Origin of the sequence: Neisseria arctica (assembly GCF_022870905.1) — a bacterium.
Classification (GTDB): domain Bacteria; phylum Pseudomonadota; class Gammaproteobacteria; order Burkholderiales; family Neisseriaceae; genus Neisseria; species Neisseria arctica.
Map to the genome: position 1 here is coordinate 1,067,258 of NZ_CP091510.1, position 15,708 is coordinate 1,082,965.

The 15,708-nt window shown below is 46.3% G+C and carries 17 protein-coding genes; 3 read left to right on the forward strand and 14 right to left on the reverse strand.

What is annotated here, in order from left to right; genetic code table 11:
- The first annotated feature begins 58 nt into the window (after nucleotides 1-58).
- Complete coding sequence (chrA, locus tag LVJ86_RS04820) at nucleotides 59-1,249, forward strand: chromate efflux transporter (protein WP_047761287.1); 1,191 nt, start codon at nucleotides 59-61, stop codon at nucleotides 1,247-1,249.
- 80 nt (nucleotides 1,250-1,329) lie between these two features.
- On the opposite strand, the gene hscB is transcribed toward chrA, so the two are convergent.
- The 6 genes from hscB to iscR form a co-directional block, all read right to left on the reverse strand.
- Complete coding sequence (gene hscB / locus LVJ86_RS04825; RefSeq protein WP_047761367.1) at nucleotides 1,330-1,833, reverse strand: Fe-S protein assembly co-chaperone HscB; 504 nt, start codon at nucleotides 1,831-1,833, stop codon at nucleotides 1,330-1,332.
- A 119-nt stretch (nucleotides 1,834-1,952) separates the two neighbouring features.
- Nucleotides 1,953-2,273 (reverse strand): iron-sulfur cluster assembly protein IscA, encoded by a 321-nt coding sequence (gene iscA, locus LVJ86_RS04830; protein WP_047761288.1) that lies wholly within the window; start codon nucleotides 2,271-2,273, stop codon nucleotides 1,953-1,955.
- Nucleotides 2,274-2,310: 37 nt separating this feature from the next.
- Nucleotides 2,311-2,577, reverse strand: coding sequence for a recombinase RecA (locus LVJ86_RS04835; RefSeq protein WP_047761289.1), 267 nt, complete (start codon nucleotides 2,575-2,577; stop codon nucleotides 2,311-2,313).
- A gap of 194 nt (nucleotides 2,578-2,771) precedes the next feature.
- A complete protein-coding gene (gene iscU, locus LVJ86_RS04840) occupies nucleotides 2,772-3,155 on the reverse strand; it encodes a Fe-S cluster assembly scaffold IscU (RefSeq protein WP_047761290.1) in 384 nt (127 codons plus the stop codon).
- 101 nt (nucleotides 3,156-3,256) lie between these two features.
- Complete coding sequence (locus LVJ86_RS04845; protein ID WP_047761291.1) at nucleotides 3,257-4,471, reverse strand: IscS subfamily cysteine desulfurase; 1,215 nt, start codon at nucleotides 4,469-4,471, stop codon at nucleotides 3,257-3,259.
- A 53-nt stretch (nucleotides 4,472-4,524) separates the two neighbouring features.
- Nucleotides 4,525-4,974: a Fe-S cluster assembly transcriptional regulator IscR gene (gene iscR, locus LVJ86_RS04850; RefSeq protein ID WP_047761292.1), complete on the reverse strand. Its 450-nt coding sequence runs from the start codon at nucleotides 4,972-4,974 to the stop codon at nucleotides 4,525-4,527.
- Nucleotides 4,975-5,444: 470 nt separating this feature from the next.
- On the opposite strand from iscR, the gene LVJ86_RS04855 reads away from it, so the two are divergent.
- On the forward strand, nucleotides 5,445-6,599 hold the full coding sequence (locus tag LVJ86_RS04855; RefSeq protein WP_047761293.1) for an ATP phosphoribosyltransferase regulatory subunit: 1,155 nt from the start codon (nucleotides 5,445-5,447) through the stop codon (nucleotides 6,597-6,599).
- A 46-nt stretch (nucleotides 6,600-6,645) separates the two neighbouring features.
- Nucleotides 6,646-7,944, forward strand: coding sequence for an adenylosuccinate synthase (locus LVJ86_RS04860; RefSeq protein ID WP_047761294.1), 1,299 nt, complete (start codon nucleotides 6,646-6,648; stop codon nucleotides 7,942-7,944).
- A gap of 138 nt (nucleotides 7,945-8,082) precedes the next feature.
- Here LVJ86_RS04860 and LVJ86_RS04865 read toward each other — a convergent pair whose 3' ends face one another.
- The 8 genes from LVJ86_RS04865 to purN all read right to left on the reverse strand — a co-directional run bounded on the left by LVJ86_RS04865 (nucleotide 8,083) and on the right by purN (nucleotide 15,547).
- Nucleotides 8,083-9,063 (reverse strand): malate dehydrogenase, encoded by a 981-nt coding sequence (locus tag LVJ86_RS04865; RefSeq protein ID WP_047761295.1) that lies wholly within the window; start codon nucleotides 9,061-9,063, stop codon nucleotides 8,083-8,085.
- Nucleotides 9,064-9,436: 373 nt separating this feature from the next.
- A complete protein-coding gene (gene dinB / locus LVJ86_RS04870) occupies nucleotides 9,437-10,540 on the reverse strand; it encodes a DNA polymerase IV (protein ID WP_047761296.1) in 1,104 nt (367 codons plus the stop codon).
- 733 nt (nucleotides 10,541-11,273) lie between these two features.
- Nucleotides 11,274-11,591, reverse strand: a complete 318-nt coding sequence (locus tag LVJ86_RS04875; RefSeq protein ID WP_047761298.1) for a DUF2322 family protein — start codon at nucleotides 11,589-11,591, stop codon at nucleotides 11,274-11,276.
- A gap of 94 nt (nucleotides 11,592-11,685) precedes the next feature.
- A complete protein-coding gene (gene upp / locus LVJ86_RS04880; protein WP_047761299.1) occupies nucleotides 11,686-12,312 on the reverse strand; it encodes a uracil phosphoribosyltransferase in 627 nt (208 codons plus the stop codon).
- A gap of 129 nt (nucleotides 12,313-12,441) precedes the next feature.
- Nucleotides 12,442-12,750, reverse strand: a complete 309-nt coding sequence (grxD, locus tag LVJ86_RS04885; protein ID WP_047761300.1) for a Grx4 family monothiol glutaredoxin — start codon at nucleotides 12,748-12,750, stop codon at nucleotides 12,442-12,444.
- A 51-nt stretch (nucleotides 12,751-12,801) separates the two neighbouring features.
- Complete coding sequence (locus LVJ86_RS04890; RefSeq protein ID WP_047761301.1) at nucleotides 12,802-14,061, reverse strand: RsmB/NOP family class I SAM-dependent RNA methyltransferase; 1,260 nt, start codon at nucleotides 14,059-14,061, stop codon at nucleotides 12,802-12,804.
- A gap of 141 nt (nucleotides 14,062-14,202) precedes the next feature.
- Nucleotides 14,203-14,880 carry a DUF3108 domain-containing protein gene (locus LVJ86_RS04895; protein WP_047761302.1) on the reverse strand — a complete coding sequence of 226 codons (678 nt, stop codon included), beginning with the start codon at nucleotides 14,878-14,880 and terminating at the stop codon, nucleotides 14,203-14,205.
- Between the two features lie 31 nt (nucleotides 14,881-14,911).
- Entirely contained in the window at nucleotides 14,912-15,547 is a 636-nt protein-coding gene (gene purN / locus LVJ86_RS04900; protein WP_047761303.1) for a phosphoribosylglycinamide formyltransferase, read from the reverse strand.
- Nucleotides 15,548-15,708 lie beyond the last annotated feature (161 nt).

Consider the following 15,708-nt stretch of genomic DNA (forward strand, 5'->3'; position numbering starts at 1 on the left):
CGTATTTTGACAGTAATTTGTTACCACCTTGATTGTATAAACGACGGTTTATAGGGAAATGATGATGTTGGCAGAGCAATACCGCCGATTGTGGATGATTTTCAGTGTGTTTTTGCGTTTGGGCTGTACGTCTTTCGGCGGCCCCATAGCACATCTGGCTTATTTTCATGAAGAATTTGTCCGAAAACGCCGTTGGCTGGATGAAGCGGAATATACCGATTTGGTGGCGTTGTGCCAGTTTTTACCCGGACCTGCAAGCAGTCAGGTCGGCTTGGCTTTGGGGTATCGTAAGGGCGGATACGCAGGAGCTTTTGCCGCTTGGTTGGGTTTTACTATGCCTTCGGTGCTGATTTTGCTGCTGTTTGCTTTAGGTATGGTAAAGGGGGGATTGTTTAATGATACGGTGTTGCATGGTTTGAAAATTGTGGCTATGGCTATTGTGATTCAGGCCTTGTGGCAGATGGGACAAAAAAACTGTAATACAAGAACCAAATTTGCCGTGATGTTGATTGCTGCGGTATTGATGTCAGTTTTTGTCTCGGCATGGATGCAGTGGCTGTTGATTGTATTTTCCGCGCTAGCAGGGGTGTTATTGTTTAGACAGCCTGAGCAAAAAAGGCCGTCTGAAAAGAGAGGGTACAGTCGTGGATGGGTCTGGCTGGCAACCTTGTGTTTATGCGGGGTGGTTTTGTATGCTGCTGCTGTTTGGCTGGGGGGCGTTTGGCAAATTGCCGATATTTTTTATCGTGTCGGCGCAAGTGTGTTTGGCGGCGGGCATGTTGTGCTGCCTATGTTGCAAACGGAGCTGGTGTCGACAGGCAAATTATCGGCAGATTGGTTTTTAGCAGGTTATGGTTTGGCACAGGCTGTGCCGGGGCCGTTATTTACGCTGGCGGCATTTTTGGGTGTGGCCGCTTTGCCGCAAATGCCTTTATGGGGAGGGGTGGTTGCGGTGGTTGCCATTTTTGCACCTTCGTTTTTTCTCGTATTCGGTGTTTTGCCATATTGGCAGAAGTGGCGGGAAACTGATACGGCCCGGGCTGCTTTGACAGCGGTCAATGCGGCGGTAACGGGGTTATTGTTGGCTGCTTTATATCGGCCTGTGTTTACTGAAACGATTGGTTCTGCCGTTGATATTGTATGGCTTGCTCTTGCTTTGTGGGTGCTGGTGCGCTTAAAACTTCCGGTTTGGTTGGTGGTGTTGGCGGGGGCATTGGCAGGTTATTTAGTTGGAGTGCTGGTAGCTTGATGATTTACCTATTTAAGTCATTAAAACGCCGCCGAAACATTTGTTGTTGCCGGCGGCATTTTGATAACTATATATTTAAGTTAGGGTAAGGCCGTCTGAATTTCTTGGCGCAATTTGTTTAGGAATCTTCCTTGACGAACATAAACTGCTGCATTTTCATAGTTTTGCTCTGTAAAAGCCGAGACAAGTTTTTGATACAGACTGTTTTGCTCATTATTGATTTCGGTATCAAGTTTTAGTAGGGCGGTTTCATTCTGATCGGCACGGGCATCTTCCAGGGCTTCTCGCCATTCCATCTGTTGCATTAAGAATTCAGGGGCGAAGGCGGTGTGTTCGGGAGCATCTGCATCAATATTATGTTGTTTCAGTAAATAAGCGGCTCTATCAATGGGAGATTTTAAAATCCGGTAGGCTTCGTTGATTGTTGATGACATCATCATTGCTTGTTTTTGTTCGAATACTGATGCGGAGGAAAACTTATCAGGATGAAATTTAGCTGCCAAGGCATGATATGTATTTTCAAGGGCTGTGCTATCAATATCAAACTGGGCAGGCAGTTGGAAAAGTGTGAAATATTGGTTCATGCTCATGATGTCGGTATCGGTAGTATGGCTATTGTATCAGGCCGTCTGAAAATTTTCAGACGGCCTGTATTGGATTTCAGGGTTTATTTTGTAAAGATTGAAGTAATGACGCTGCGTTTTCAAACGTGGAAGCTTTCACCGCAGCCGCATTCGTCTTTAACGTTCGGATTTTGGAATTTAAAGCCTTCTTGCAAACCTTCTTTGGTGTAATCCAGTTCGGTACCGTCAAGATAAACGTGGCTTTTGGGGTCGACAAATACTTTAACGCCGTGGCCTTCGAACACCAAGTCTTCAGGTCGGATTTCATCTGCAAATTCGAGCGTATAGGCCATGCCCGAGCAGCCGCTGGTTTTTACGCCTAAGCGGATACCTTCGCCTTTGCCACGTTTGGTTAGAAAGTTTTGAATGTGCTGGGCGGCATTTTCTGTCAGGGTAATCATGGTTTATCCTTTGAAAATCATAATGATTTAAAAATTTTCAGACGGTTTGGTTATTATTGTTTTCATGGCGAAGCTGTTGTTTTGCCCAATCGATAGCCGTTTTTATCGCTTTGTGTGCTTGCGGGCTGTTTCTCCAACAAGATGATCCGGTTATTTGGGAACCTTGCTCTAATACATGCTCAATATCTGCGTTAGCCAAGGCTTCAATATTATCCAGTCCCATTTGTTGCAAGCGTTGTAAAATAGTAGGCCCAATGCCTTTTTGTGCCAATAAATCGCGTTGCTTTTCTAAAGTAAACGGCATTTTTGATTTCCTTTAGCTTTTGAAGAGTTAATCGGGGAAATTTAAAGCACACCGTATTGGCAAATTTTGCCAAATCAGCTTCCAACGTACTATTTTACAAATAGAGCTTAAAGAGCTTGACTGGGCAAGGATTGGTGTATGCGGAGGATGGCTATCCTCCGTAATTTGCCGGGCAGGCATTGTAGCTTGCGAGCTTATTCGCCTTTTTTCTTTTTATAGTCGGATACTGCAGCTTTAATTGCATCTTCCGCTAAAATCGAGCAGTGTACTTTTACCGGAGGTAGCTCCAGTTCTTCTGCGATTTCACTGTTTTTAATCGCCATGGCTTCGTCCAAGCTTTTGCCTTTTACCCATTCGGTAATTAAGGAAGAAGAAGCAATAGCAGAACCACAGCCGTAAGTTTTGAATTTTGCATCTTCGATAATGCCGGCTTCGTTTACTTTGATTTGCAGTTTCATTACGTCGCCGCAAGCAGGTGCGCCGACCATGCCGGTGCCGACGTTATCGTCATTTTTATCGAATGATCCGACATTGCGGGGATTTTCATAGTGATCAATCACTTTGTCGCTATAGGCCATGGTATGTTTCCTTGTTTAAAATTTGATGTATTTTTGTAAGTGGCCGTCTGAAGGGTAGAGAAGAGGGTATTCAGGCGGTCTGTTTTACGAATGGTGCAATATTAATGTGCAGCCCATTCTACGGTATTTAAGTCAATACCGTCTTTGAACATTTCCCACAAAGGTGAAAGTTCGCGCAGTTTGCCGATTTTTGATTTGATCAGTTCGGCGGCAAATTGTACCTCCTCTTCGGTAGTCATGCGTCCGAAAGTGATGCGCAATGATGAATGTGCCAACTCGTCGTTACGGCCGAGTGCGCGCAATACGTAAGAGGGTTCGAGTGAGGCGGAGGTACAAGCCGAACCGCTGGATACGGCCAATTCTTTCACTGCCATGATCAGGCTCTCACCTTCAACAAAATTGAAACTTACATTCAAATTGGTGGGAACGCGCTGTTCCATATCACCGTTGATATACACTTCTTCGATACCTTCGATGCCTTTAAGGAAGATATCGCGTAATTTCAAAGCATGGGCACGGTCTTGTTCCAATTCTTCGCGGGCTAAGCGGAAGGCCTCGCCCATACCGACGATTTGATGGGTAGGCAATGTACCGGAGCGGAAACCTCGCTCATGACCGCCGCCGTGCATTTGCGCTTCTAAGCGAACGCGGGGTTTGCGGCGTACATATAATGCGCCAATACCTTTGGGGCCGTAGATTTTATGTGCGGACATTGACAATAAATCTACTTTCGCCTCTTCAACGTCAATCGGGGTTTTACCGCAGGCTTGCGCTGCGTCAACATGAAAAATGATTTTCCGTTCACGGCAGATTTCGCCGATGGCAGGAATATTTTGGATAACGCCGATTTCGTTGTTTACCCACATTACCGAGATCAGGATGGTATCTTCGCGGATAGCCGCTTTCAGTTCTTCCAAATCCAACAGGCCGTTTTCTTGAACGCCCAGATAGGTAACCTCGAATCCTTCGCGCTCCAGTTCGCGCATGGTGTCCAAAACCGCTTTGTGCTCGGTTTTAACGGTAATCAGATGCTTGCCTTTGCTTTGGTAAAAATGAGCGGCACCTTTAATCGCCAGATTGTTGGATTCGGTTGCGCCGCTGGTAAATACGATTTCTTTGGCGTCGGCATGAATCAGTTTGGCAATTTCCGCACGGGCATTTTCTACTGCTTCTTCAGCAGTCCAGCCGAAGCTATGGCTGCTGGATGCAGGATTACCGAATTGTTCGGTAAGATAAGGAATCATCTTTTCAGCTACCCGTTTGTCTACCGGAGTGGTGGCGGCATAGTCGAGGTAAATAGGGGTTTGTACGGTCATGGCAGTGTTCTTTCTCTGTTTTATTCGCTGTGGAATGTGTTTGTTAGGGACTTTCAATCAATATGGGTGAAAGTGACAATATGTTTGGTGGTTTCAGACGGCCTTTGCTGGTTTAAAATGCTTTGCAGGGTCACGCTGCTGAGATAATCATTGATGGTTTTGTTTAAATTTTCCCACAAATCATGGGTAAGGCAGGGAGCGCCTTCATGGCAGTTAGCGCGGCTTTTACATTGTGTGGCGTCTAGGGTGTCTTCGGCGGCGGCAATGATTTGTGCGACATTAATCTCGGAAGCTTCGGCAGCCAAAATATAACCGCCGCCGGGGCCGCGCACGCTCTCTACCAAATGGGCGCGGCGCAATTTGCTAAAGAGTTGCTCCAAATAGCAAAGCGAAATATGCTGCCGTTCGCTGATAGCGTTTAGTTTGACAGCGCCGTTTTGCGCATGCATGGCCAAATCTATCATCGCTGTAACGGCGAAGCGTCCTTTGGTAGTCAGTTTCATAAATCTCAGGCCGGTTGTTGTTTTTAATTGTTTGGAGATTTTAGAATATCCGAGTGAATTAGTCAACAATAGCGGGATAGGTGATTGTTTTTTCTTATCGGTATGATTTTATTATAATTATTATGCTACTTTGTTGCCTTTAAATTTGACTGAAGATTGACTGAAGATATTGTGTTTACGGCGCATCATTTTTTAAAGAGGAAGGTCGGTTCTATTCGAAGCTGTTTGGCGCAGTAGGGATATATTTGTAGTGCTTTGTTATAAATTTCTCAAAAACAGTCGGCACAATATGTATTTTTATGTTAAAGTTTGGTTTTAATAATATAGGCAAATTTATTGTGCCTTTTGGGGCTGTTTCAGTTTGAACATACGACATTTTTCAGCATCTATTTGGTGCGGGTTCGTTTTTTGGCGGACAGGTCGGTGCTTAAGCAAAACAGCCCTCAATTTCGTTTACAGGAAGAGATTCAATGCAGTCTTGGCAATTACCCGAGCATATCGCCGACATACTGCCCTCTGCCGCACGGGAGTTGGAAAGTGCAAAAGAGCAGCTGTTGGCTTTATTTCGTGTGCATGGTTATGAATTAGTGCATCCGCCGATGATGGAATACAGTAACTCGCTGTTGACTCATATCGATGCGGGTTTGTCGTTGAAAACCATTCGGGTGGTTGATCAGCTTAGCGGCCGCCAATTAGGTATGCGTGCAGACATTACTCCGCAAGTGGCGCGTATTGACGCACATTTACTTTCTGCCAATAACGGTATCAACCGTCTTTGTTATGCGGGTACGGTACTGCATGCGCGTCCCGATGGCTTTTTAAGTACACGAGAACCTTGGCAGGTGGGAGCCGAATTGTACGGTTTGGAAGGCATTGAGGCTGATATCGAGTTGATCGACCTGATGCTCAAAAGTTTAAATGTGGGGCGTGTGGGTGCTCTGATGCTTTCTCTCGGGCATATTGGTGTCTTCCGTGCGTTGGCAGGGGCGGCTGAATTAAATGAGCAACAATCGGCGCAGCTGTTGTCACTGATGCAAAATAAAGATGCCGAGGCAGTTAAAGCCCAAGTAAACACTTGGAAACTAGACGGTATGTGGGCGAAGGCTTTTACGTTACTGCCGACATTATATGGTGATCGTGTGGTATTGGATAAGGCGCGCGCTCTTTTGCCTGATTTGTTTGCGGTAGGTGCAGCGCTGGATGATCTGAAAGCAGTATGCGATGCCTTTCCTGCACAAGATGTTCATATTGATTTATCCGAATTGCGGGTAGATAACTATCATACCGGCCTTTTATATGCCGCTTATGGAAACGAATGCCATGATGCAGTTGCCCGTGGAGGACGTTATGACGGTTTGGGCGAATATTTCGGCCGTGCACGTCCTGCAACCGGTTTTAGTTTTGACTTGCGAACTTTTATCGGCCGGTTACCCCCCGGAGAGCGTATGCCGGTAATCGCCGTAGCAAAAGAAGATATGGCGGCTGCAAGGGAAACTATTGAGAAACTACGTGCCGAGGGACATTGTGTCGTGATTGATTACGGTATCGTTTCCAACTCATCAAGTGATGTCAAAAACCGTTTGACATCTGAAAACGGCAAGTGGGTTGTTGTTCCGAATACTTAAAACGGATTGTAGTTTAATTGTTGGTTAAAAAATTTAAGGTGTTGAAATGGTAAAAAATGTTGTTGTAATCGGCGCCCAGTGGGGTGATGAGGGCAAGGGTAAGATTGTCGATTGGCTTGCAGAGGAAACCAGTGGTGTTGTTCGTTTCCAAGGTGGTCATAATGCAGGGCATACTCTAGTAGTCGGCGGTAAAAAAACCATTTTGCGTTTGATTCCAAGCGGAATTTTGCATGAAAAATTGGATTGTTTTATCGGTTCGGGTGTAGTAGTCAGTCCGGAAGCTTTGTTGGGTGAAATCGACGAATTGAACGCGGCAGGTGTAAAAAATGTAGAAGGCCGTTTGAAAATTGCGCCGACCTGTACTGTTATTTTGCCGTATCACGTTGCACTTGACCAAGCTCGAGAGGCTTCTCGCGGAGCTGGAAAAATCGGTACGACCGGGCGTGGTATCGGCCCCGCTTATGAAGATAAAGTTGCCCGCCGCTCTATTCGGATGGTCGATTTACTTGATATGGATAAACTGAAAGCCAAGCTGGAATCGGTATTGACTTATTACAATGTTCAATTACAACATTTGCATGATGCCGAACCGGTAAAATTTGAAGACGTAATGGCCGTCATCGAAAAAGTCGCTCCACGCATTAAGCCGATGTTGGCAGATGTATCGCGTACGCTTTACGATAAAAATCAAAAAGGTGAAAAGTTACTGTTTGAAGGTGCTCAGGGTACTTTGCTGGATATTGATTATGGTACATATCCTTATGTTACTTCATCCAATTGTTTGGCTGGTGCGGCTGCAGCAGGTGCAGGCGTACCGCCGCAAATGCTGAATTATGTGCTGGGTATTGTTAAGGCGTATACCACACGTGTTGGTTCTGGTCCTTTTCCCACCGAGTTGTTTGATGAGGTGGGAGCCGGTTTGGCCAAGCGAGGCAATGAATTCGGTTCGGTAACAGGCCGTGCCCGCCGTTGTGGGTGGTTCGATGCTGCTGCTTTGAAACGTTCTATTCAAGTAAACGGTATTTCAGGTATGTGTATTACCAAACTGGATGTCATGGACGGTATGGAAAATATTCAAATCTGTGTAGGTTATGAATTGCCAAACGGCGAAAAAACCGACATTTTGCCTTTTGGTGCGGATGCTGTGGAAGCGTGCAAACCGATTTACGAAACCTTACCGGGCTGGTCGGAATCAACCGTAGGCGTAAAAAGCTATGATGCTTTACCGGAAAATGCTAAAGCATATCTGAAGCGGATTGAAGAAGTTTGCGGTGCTCCGATTGCAATTGTTTCTACTGGTCCGGATCGTGAGGAAACTATTGTTTTACAACATCCGTTTGCTTAAGAACGGTTTAGTTTAATGTTTACAAAAACAAAGGCTGCTTTGGGCAGCCTTTGTTTTTAGCTAAAAAGCCAGTAACAAGTAAACAACCCTGCGGATGGTTATCAGCAGGGTTGTTTACTTGTTAGCTATGGTTAAGAATTATTTCAGCAGATGGGCAACACCAGCTTTTTCTTCTTCCAGTTCATTTAATGTAACGTTGATGCGTTCACGGCTGAATTCGTCGATTTCCAAATCTTTTACCAATTTGTATTCACCGTTTTCACAAGTTACAGGGAAGCCGAACATAGTACCTTCGGGAATGCCGTATGAGCCGTCTGAAGGAACACCCATGGTTACCCATTTGCCGTTGGTGCCCAATACCCAATCACGGATATGATCAATAGCGGCATTCGCGGCAGAGGCTGCTGAAGATAGGCCGCGTGCTTCGATAATGGCGGCGCCGCGCTTGCCTACGGTCGGCAGGAATACATCTGCATTCCATGCTTGATCGTTGATCATTTCTTTTACGCTTTCGCCGTTAATGGTGGCGAAACGGTAATCGGCATACATAGTGGGAGAGTGGTTGCCCCATACGCACAGTTTTTCAATGTCGGCTACTGCTTTGCCGGTTTTTTCCGCGATTTGGCTCAATGCACGGTTGTGATCTAAGCGCAGCATGGCGGTAAAGTTTTTGGCGGGCAGATCCGGAGCTGATTTCATAGCGATATAAGCATTGGTATTGGCAGGGTTGCCGACTACCAATACTTTCACGTTACGGTCCGCCACTTTATTGAGTGCGGCACCCTGAACGGTGAAAATTTCGGCATTTGCCTGCAGCAAATCGGCACGTTCCATACCTTTGCTGCGTGGGCGAGAACCGATCAAGATGGCGATTTGCGCATCTTTGAAAGCTTCTTCAGGATTATCGGTAGTGAACATGCCGGCCAACAGGGGGAATGCACAGTCTTGCAATTCCATCATGACGCCTTTTACGGCATTTTGAGCCTGAGGCAGGTCTAGCAATTGTAAGATGACAGGTTGGTCTTTACCCAACATTTCGCCACTGGCAATACGGAACAGAATAGCGTAGCCGATTTGGCCGGCTGCACCTGTAACGGCAACACGAACGGGTGATTTCATACCTAAATTCTCCTGAATGATTTAGTGGTGGTTAAGCGGGCTGGAACAATACGTTTATTAACGAAGTATTAGTTTTTAATACCTTTGAAACAGCCTGTTTGATGCGTGGATACTGCTTGAATAAGGCAGAATACCGCCATGGCTTCAGTAGCATGCCGCTATAAATTATTCAGACGGCATGATTTGTAAAGCGAGCCAGAGTAAAAGCCTTAACGGTGCTTATCATACCAAATTTACCGCAGGGGGCAATATTATTTTGTAATCGTTTGGCTTTTTTTATGAGTTGGCTGGATTTGCGAATATATTTTTGAGCTATACGGCAATGTTTTTTAATATGAAAACATTATTTTGATTATCTTTTATTTATTATTTTTTATGATGGGGTTTGGATTTCACTGACATTTTTAACAGAATCTTCATTATCCCATAAGCTTTGCTGGCAACCTTTGGGAGTAAGATGGCCTACGCCGATGCCTATGAGGCGGTAAGCGGTATCTTCTGGGGAGGATACTCTTCCTGCTAATTTGTATGCGGCTTGATAAAGGGCTGCGGCGTCGGGCAATACCGAAGAATAAGTATGGGAGCGGGTAATCACCCTGAAATCAGTGGTTTTGAGTTTTAATGTGATACTGCGGGCCTGCACCTGTTTTCTGGTGATTTGTTGCCATAAATCTTGGGTAAGGTAAGGAAGGTGAGTCATGATGCCCGTTAAAGATAAATCTTCCGGAAGGGTAATTTCAGTAGATATCTGCAGGCGCTCGCGGTTGGGTTTGACCGGCCGCGGATCTTCGCCGCGTACCAAATCATAGAGCCGGTAACCGTAACGACCGAAGAGATTAAGTAACTCTCCGCGTGTTATTTTACGGAGGTCGCCCGCTGTAAACAGACCAAGGGAGTGCATTTTTTTTAAGGTAACTTTGCCTACGCCTGGAATTTTGCCCAAAGGCAGGGTTTCTAAAAATGCTTCTATTTTTTCCGGAGGTAGAACAAATTGGCCGTTTGGCTTGCGCCAGTCGGAAGCGATTTTGGCTAAAAATTTATTCGGGGCAATACCGGCTGAAGCGGTCAGCCCCGTAGTTTCGAATATTTCGGTACGGATACGGCGTGCCGTCTCACTGGCATAAGGGATATTTTGCAGGTTGCTTGTAACGTCGAGGTAGGCTTCATCAAGAGACAACGGCTCAATGAGATGGGTATAGCGGGCAAAAATATCGTGTATTTGTTTGGAGGCTTCACGATAAAGGTCGAACTTAGGTGGAATATATATGGCTTGGGGGCAGAGCCGTTTGGCAGTGCTTACAGACATAGCGGAATGCAGGCCGAATTGGCGGGCCTCATAGGAAGCCGCACAAATAACGGAGCGGGGGCCTTCCCAAGCAACGACAACCGGTTTGCCTTTTAAATGCGGTTGTTCCCGCAGTTCTACCGAGGCGTAGAAAGCGTCCATATCGATATGGATGATTTTTCTGGTCTGCATCTTATGTTAAAAGCTAGGAGCGGTATGGGAAGGTAAGTGTAGCTGAGATTATAGCTTGCTAAAATCGGATAAAAACAGCTTTTCGGTAGGTTTGTACGGATTTGCCTAGAGGGCTGGATTTTATTGTAGAGTAAGGTAAATTGGAGTACGAAAGTTGCTTTTTATTATACAAGGCCGTCTGAAATATTTTCAGACGGCCTTGTATAAAAATTTTTAATAATTTGTCATATGTTGCGATTTCTCTGAATGCTTCCGGCTCCAACGTCGGCAACTGCGAAGAAGCGGGGATGCCGCCAAAGTGGCAGCGGCCAGCAGCAGGGTTACCATTAGGGGTAAAGGGCGCAGCCAGATATCAAAATCAAACCAATGAATTGCAAGTATTGCAATCAGGATGGTAAAAACAGCGATATAGATTATGCTGACTGCCGGCAATAATATTCGGGCAATGATGTATCGCATGTCATAATAGCTTTATACTGAGGTGAGTGATGCAGGGTGGCGCTCAATGTCCAAGCTGCCTTTTTATTTGAGTTTATTATAGAACTTTGGCTTTAAAATACAGTTAGGCTTTGGCAAAGATACGGCTATGGGAAATCAATTTAGGATAATGGCTATGGAATATTTTGATATAAGCTGTTGAATAAATTTGATTTTAATAAAAATTCATACGGCATGAACCGCCGTTGTCCTGCCGTATGGTGTAGAGAATTTTAAAGGTATTTGGTTTGATATTTTAAGCGTTGACCGGTTGTAGGGTGAGGTTTAGATTTTCTTGTTTTACTTTGAACAGTAAATCGATATTGGGGTGTTTGCCAGGGTTGGTTTCTGCATCCGCTACGTGTTCGGCAAAAAGCGATAGGCCGTATTCTGCTGCTTCCGCATTGAGTGTATTGCTAAATTTTTCAGCCAAAGCATTGTATAGTTTGAGTGAACCGAGTTTGCCCGGAGCTGCGGGAATGTGGTGGATAACATTCCCGGCATTGTCGGTGATATTCAGGCTGCTTAGATGGTCGATGGAAGGAAGGGTAGCGAGGTTTTCTTGAAAGCTCATGTGTTTTCCTTTTATTTCAAATAATTGTACTGTTTTGGGTAAGGGTGGTAGAAATTTACAGGCCGTCTGAAAGTTTTCAGACGGCCTTACCAAATTAGCGGGTACCGAAAATTTTATCGCCGGCATCGCCTAAACCGGGGATGATGTAGCCGTGTTCGTTAAGGTGGCTGTCGAGGGCGGCCGTGTAGATGGTAACGTCCGGATGGGCATCGTTAACCAGTTTTACCCCTTCAGGCGCCGCTACTAATACCAATGCTTTGATGTTGCGGCAGCCTTTGCTTTTGAGCAGGTCGATGGTGGCGACCATTGAGCCGCCGGTGGCCAGCATGGGGTCAATGATCAAGGCCGGGCGCTCTTGCATGCTATCGACCAGTTTTTCAAAATATGGAACCGGCTGAAGGGTTTCTTCATCACGTTGCAGGCCGACTACGCTTATTTTAGCGGTAGGAATCAAGTCTAATACACCGTCAAGCATGCCCAGGCCGGCACGCAGAATCGGTACGACGGTCAGTGTTTTTCCTTTGATACGCGATCCTTCGAGTTCGCCGCACCAGCCGTCTAGGATAAAGGTTTCGGTTTCGAAATCACGACTGGCTTCATAAGCCATCAGACGGGCAAGCTCTTTGGTAAGGGTACGGAATTTGTAAGTGCTGCAATCGGCTTCACGCATCAGGGTGAGTTTGTGTTTGACCAATGGATGGTCGATAATGGTGATGTTCATGAATCTGACTTTCTCTGTTATTTTCAGACGGCATTATGAATAAAATTTGGTACGGATTATAATGTTTTTCAAGTTTGCTTGTGAATATGCAAGCTGTAAAAAAACCTGCTTGCGGCAGGTTTTTCGGGCTTAGGCTTTCAAAATATCTTGTAGTTCGCCTGCTTCATACATTTCCATCATGATGTCGGAACCGCCGATAAATTCTCCGTTTACATATAGTTGCGGAATAGTCGGCCAGTCGCTGTATTCTTTGATACCTTGGCGTACTTCGTCGTTTTCCAATACGTTTACGGTAACGAAGTCGTTACAGCCGGCTGCTTGCAGGATTTGTACTGCACGGGAAGAGAAACCGCATTGGGGAAATTGTTTGGTGCCTTTCATGAATAAAACGACACGGTGTGTGGTAACGACTTCTTTGATTTGTTCTTGAATGCTCATAGGTATTCCTAGATGGTAAGGGTTTGCGGGGAGCGTGTAGCGGGGATCCGCTCAACTGCTTTTTTCCAATACGGCGGCGAAGAAGCCGTCAGTTTGGTGGCAGGCGGAATCCAACCGTAAGTATACACCTGTATCCAACCCGATTTTATAGTTACTTAGTAGGGCAGCGCAATCGACAACATGCCATTGCGGATATTTTTCTAAGAAACGGGCAATCTGCATTTCGTTTTCTTCGGGTAGGATACTGCAGGTGGCGTAAACCAATCTGCCCTTTTCGTTAACAAGTTTTGCAGCTTCGGTAAGAATCGAGGCCTGTTGCTCTTGCAGGGCGGCAACGGTATCGGCGGATTGCCGGTATTTGAGATCGGGATTACGGCGTAATGTGCCGAGGCCGGAGCAGGGGGCATCAACCAATACACGGTCGGCTTTGCCTGAAAGACGGTTGATCCGTGGATCGGTTTCACTGCTGATACGCTCGGGATGGATATTGGTCAGCCCGGCCCGAACCATACGGGGTTTGAGATTGGCCAAGCGTTTTTCGGCAATGTCGAAAGCATAGATACGGCCTTTGTTAGCCATCATGGCACCGATAGCCAAAGTTTTTCCGCCCGCTCCAGCACAGAAATCCACGGCTATATCGCCGCGCTTGGCACCTAGCAGCAAGGCCAATAATTGGCTGCCTTCGTCTTGCACTTCCAGCGTGCCGTCAAGAAAGCGCGGGTGTTTGTTGAGGGCGATTTTATTTTTCAAACGGATTCCCCAAGGTGAATATGGGGTGGCTTCCGCATCCAAGCCCTCGGCTTGCAACTCGGCAAGTATTTTTTCACGTTTGCCTTTAAGGGTATTAACGCGTAAGTCTAGCGGAGCCGGCTGGTTGACGTTGCGGCCGAATTTGAGAATATCTTCTTCAGAATAGTGTGTGCTTAATTGTTCGATCAGCCATTGCGGTAATTCGGCGGCGGTATTGAGGCCGTCTGAAAACTCGTTTTTACGGGCTTTTAGGTTACTTAGAAAGGTTTTTTCGTCTTCATCCAACAGTTCTTCAAGCTGGCTGATATTCATGCTGCGGCCTAAAACTAAGGCAGCTAGCGCGGCTTTTTTTGCTTGAGCATGGGGGCGGCGTAAGGCGGAGGAGATTTTTTGATAATGGCGGAGTGCGGCAAACGCGGTTTCCGCAATTTCATGGCGGTCTGCACGTCCGAGTTTGTTGTGCTGGCGGAAATAGGCTGATACGACTGCATCGGCAGGTTGTTTGAAGGTTAGCATCTCTGCCAGTACGGCGGAGGTGTGTTCGAGTTGGTTAGCATTCATAGTTGGTTTTTATATCGGACTGATGGCGGAATTATACGCGATATTGGCTGATAAGGGTTTCAGACGGCCTATTTTAAGAAATGGTTATAAAAACACCGTATCCCGTTAGTAGGATACGGTGTTGAGGGAAGGGAAATAAATTTAAGGATTAACGGTTTGGCCGTTGATTTTGATGGAGGTTAGTTTCAGATCATAGGTTTTGCCATCGTCTGTATAGCTGATTTGTGCAGGAATGTTGCCCAAAGCAGGTGCGAATGCGTATGTGATGGTATCCTCACCGCGGCGGACACGGTAACGGCTTACATTGGCATTTCGGCCGCCGATTTTTACTTGTCCGCTGCCGATGCTGTTCAGGTTGCCTACGCTATATAATTTTTTACCGTTGGTAATTTTCAAGCCGGCAGGCAGGCGCGCATCGTTAGCGGCCAGTTGCCATGCGAGGGTAAATAAATCCATGGTCGGGGCGGATACGTTTTCGGTTTTTTGTTCGCCTACTTTGCCGTAGGTAACTTTGCCTCCACTGAAGCGTGCTTCGGCGTAGGTTTTACCGCCTCGTACATCTTTGTAGTAGCTTGGGCGCAGGGTGTTGCCTGAAATGGTGCCGCCTGATTCGAAGCGGATGCGGTAAAGCGGCACTTTGATGTTGGAAACCACCGTGTAGTTGTTGCCGCTGCGATTGAAAGTCATGGTAGCAGGAATGCCGTAGCTGCCTGAATATTGTAGTTCTGCAGATTGGGGCAGCTCTGCAGCCAATGCCGGCGGAACTGCTAATACGGAGGCAGCCAAGATAGTGCTTAATACGGTTTTGCGGTTCGACATAGGTTTTCCTTTTCCTATTGTGAGGATGGTGTTAGGCCAAAAGAGGGGTTTGGCTGTGCTGCTGTTCTGTACGGATAACGCGGTTGCCTTGGATACTTAGACGGCCGGCGGCAAAGTCGTCAACGACTTGGGGTAGAAGCCGGTGTTCTACTTCCAGTACGCGTGCGGCCAAATCATCGGCTGTATCATGATCTAAAACGGGTACGGCGCCTTGGGCGATAATGGGGCCGCAATCAAGCTCGGAGGTAGCGAAGTGAATGGTACAACCGGCAATACGGCATCCGGCTTCTATAGCGCGCTCGTGGGTGTGCAGTCCGGTGAACGAGGGCAACAGCGAAGGGTGAATATTAATCAAGCGGCCTTCATAATGGCGGCAGAATTCGGGAGTGAGAATCCGCATAAAGCCTGCCAATACTACCAAATCGGGTTGATAAGCATCGATTTTTTCCATCATGGCTTTATCGAAAGCCAAGCGGTCTGCAAAGGTTTTGTGGTCGAGGCTGTCGGTCGGAATTCCACGGCTTGCCGCCCATGCCAAACCGGCGGCTTGGGCATTATTGCTTAATACGGCGGCAATTTGAATGTTCTGAATGTCGGCTTCGACAATGGCTTGCATATTGCTGCCTCTGCCGGAAATTAAAATAACGATATTTTTTTTAGATTGCATTTTTTCAGACGGCCTTTTAAGCGGATAGCTGAATAAAAGTTAAAAGTAAGGGGTATGCCGGTTTGAAACAAGCGTTTTAGCTTAATTTAACGGCTTTTTAAATCTTTGTGGTGGTTTATTGTAATCGAAATGCATTGGATCGATGAAGTAAATCGGAGAGT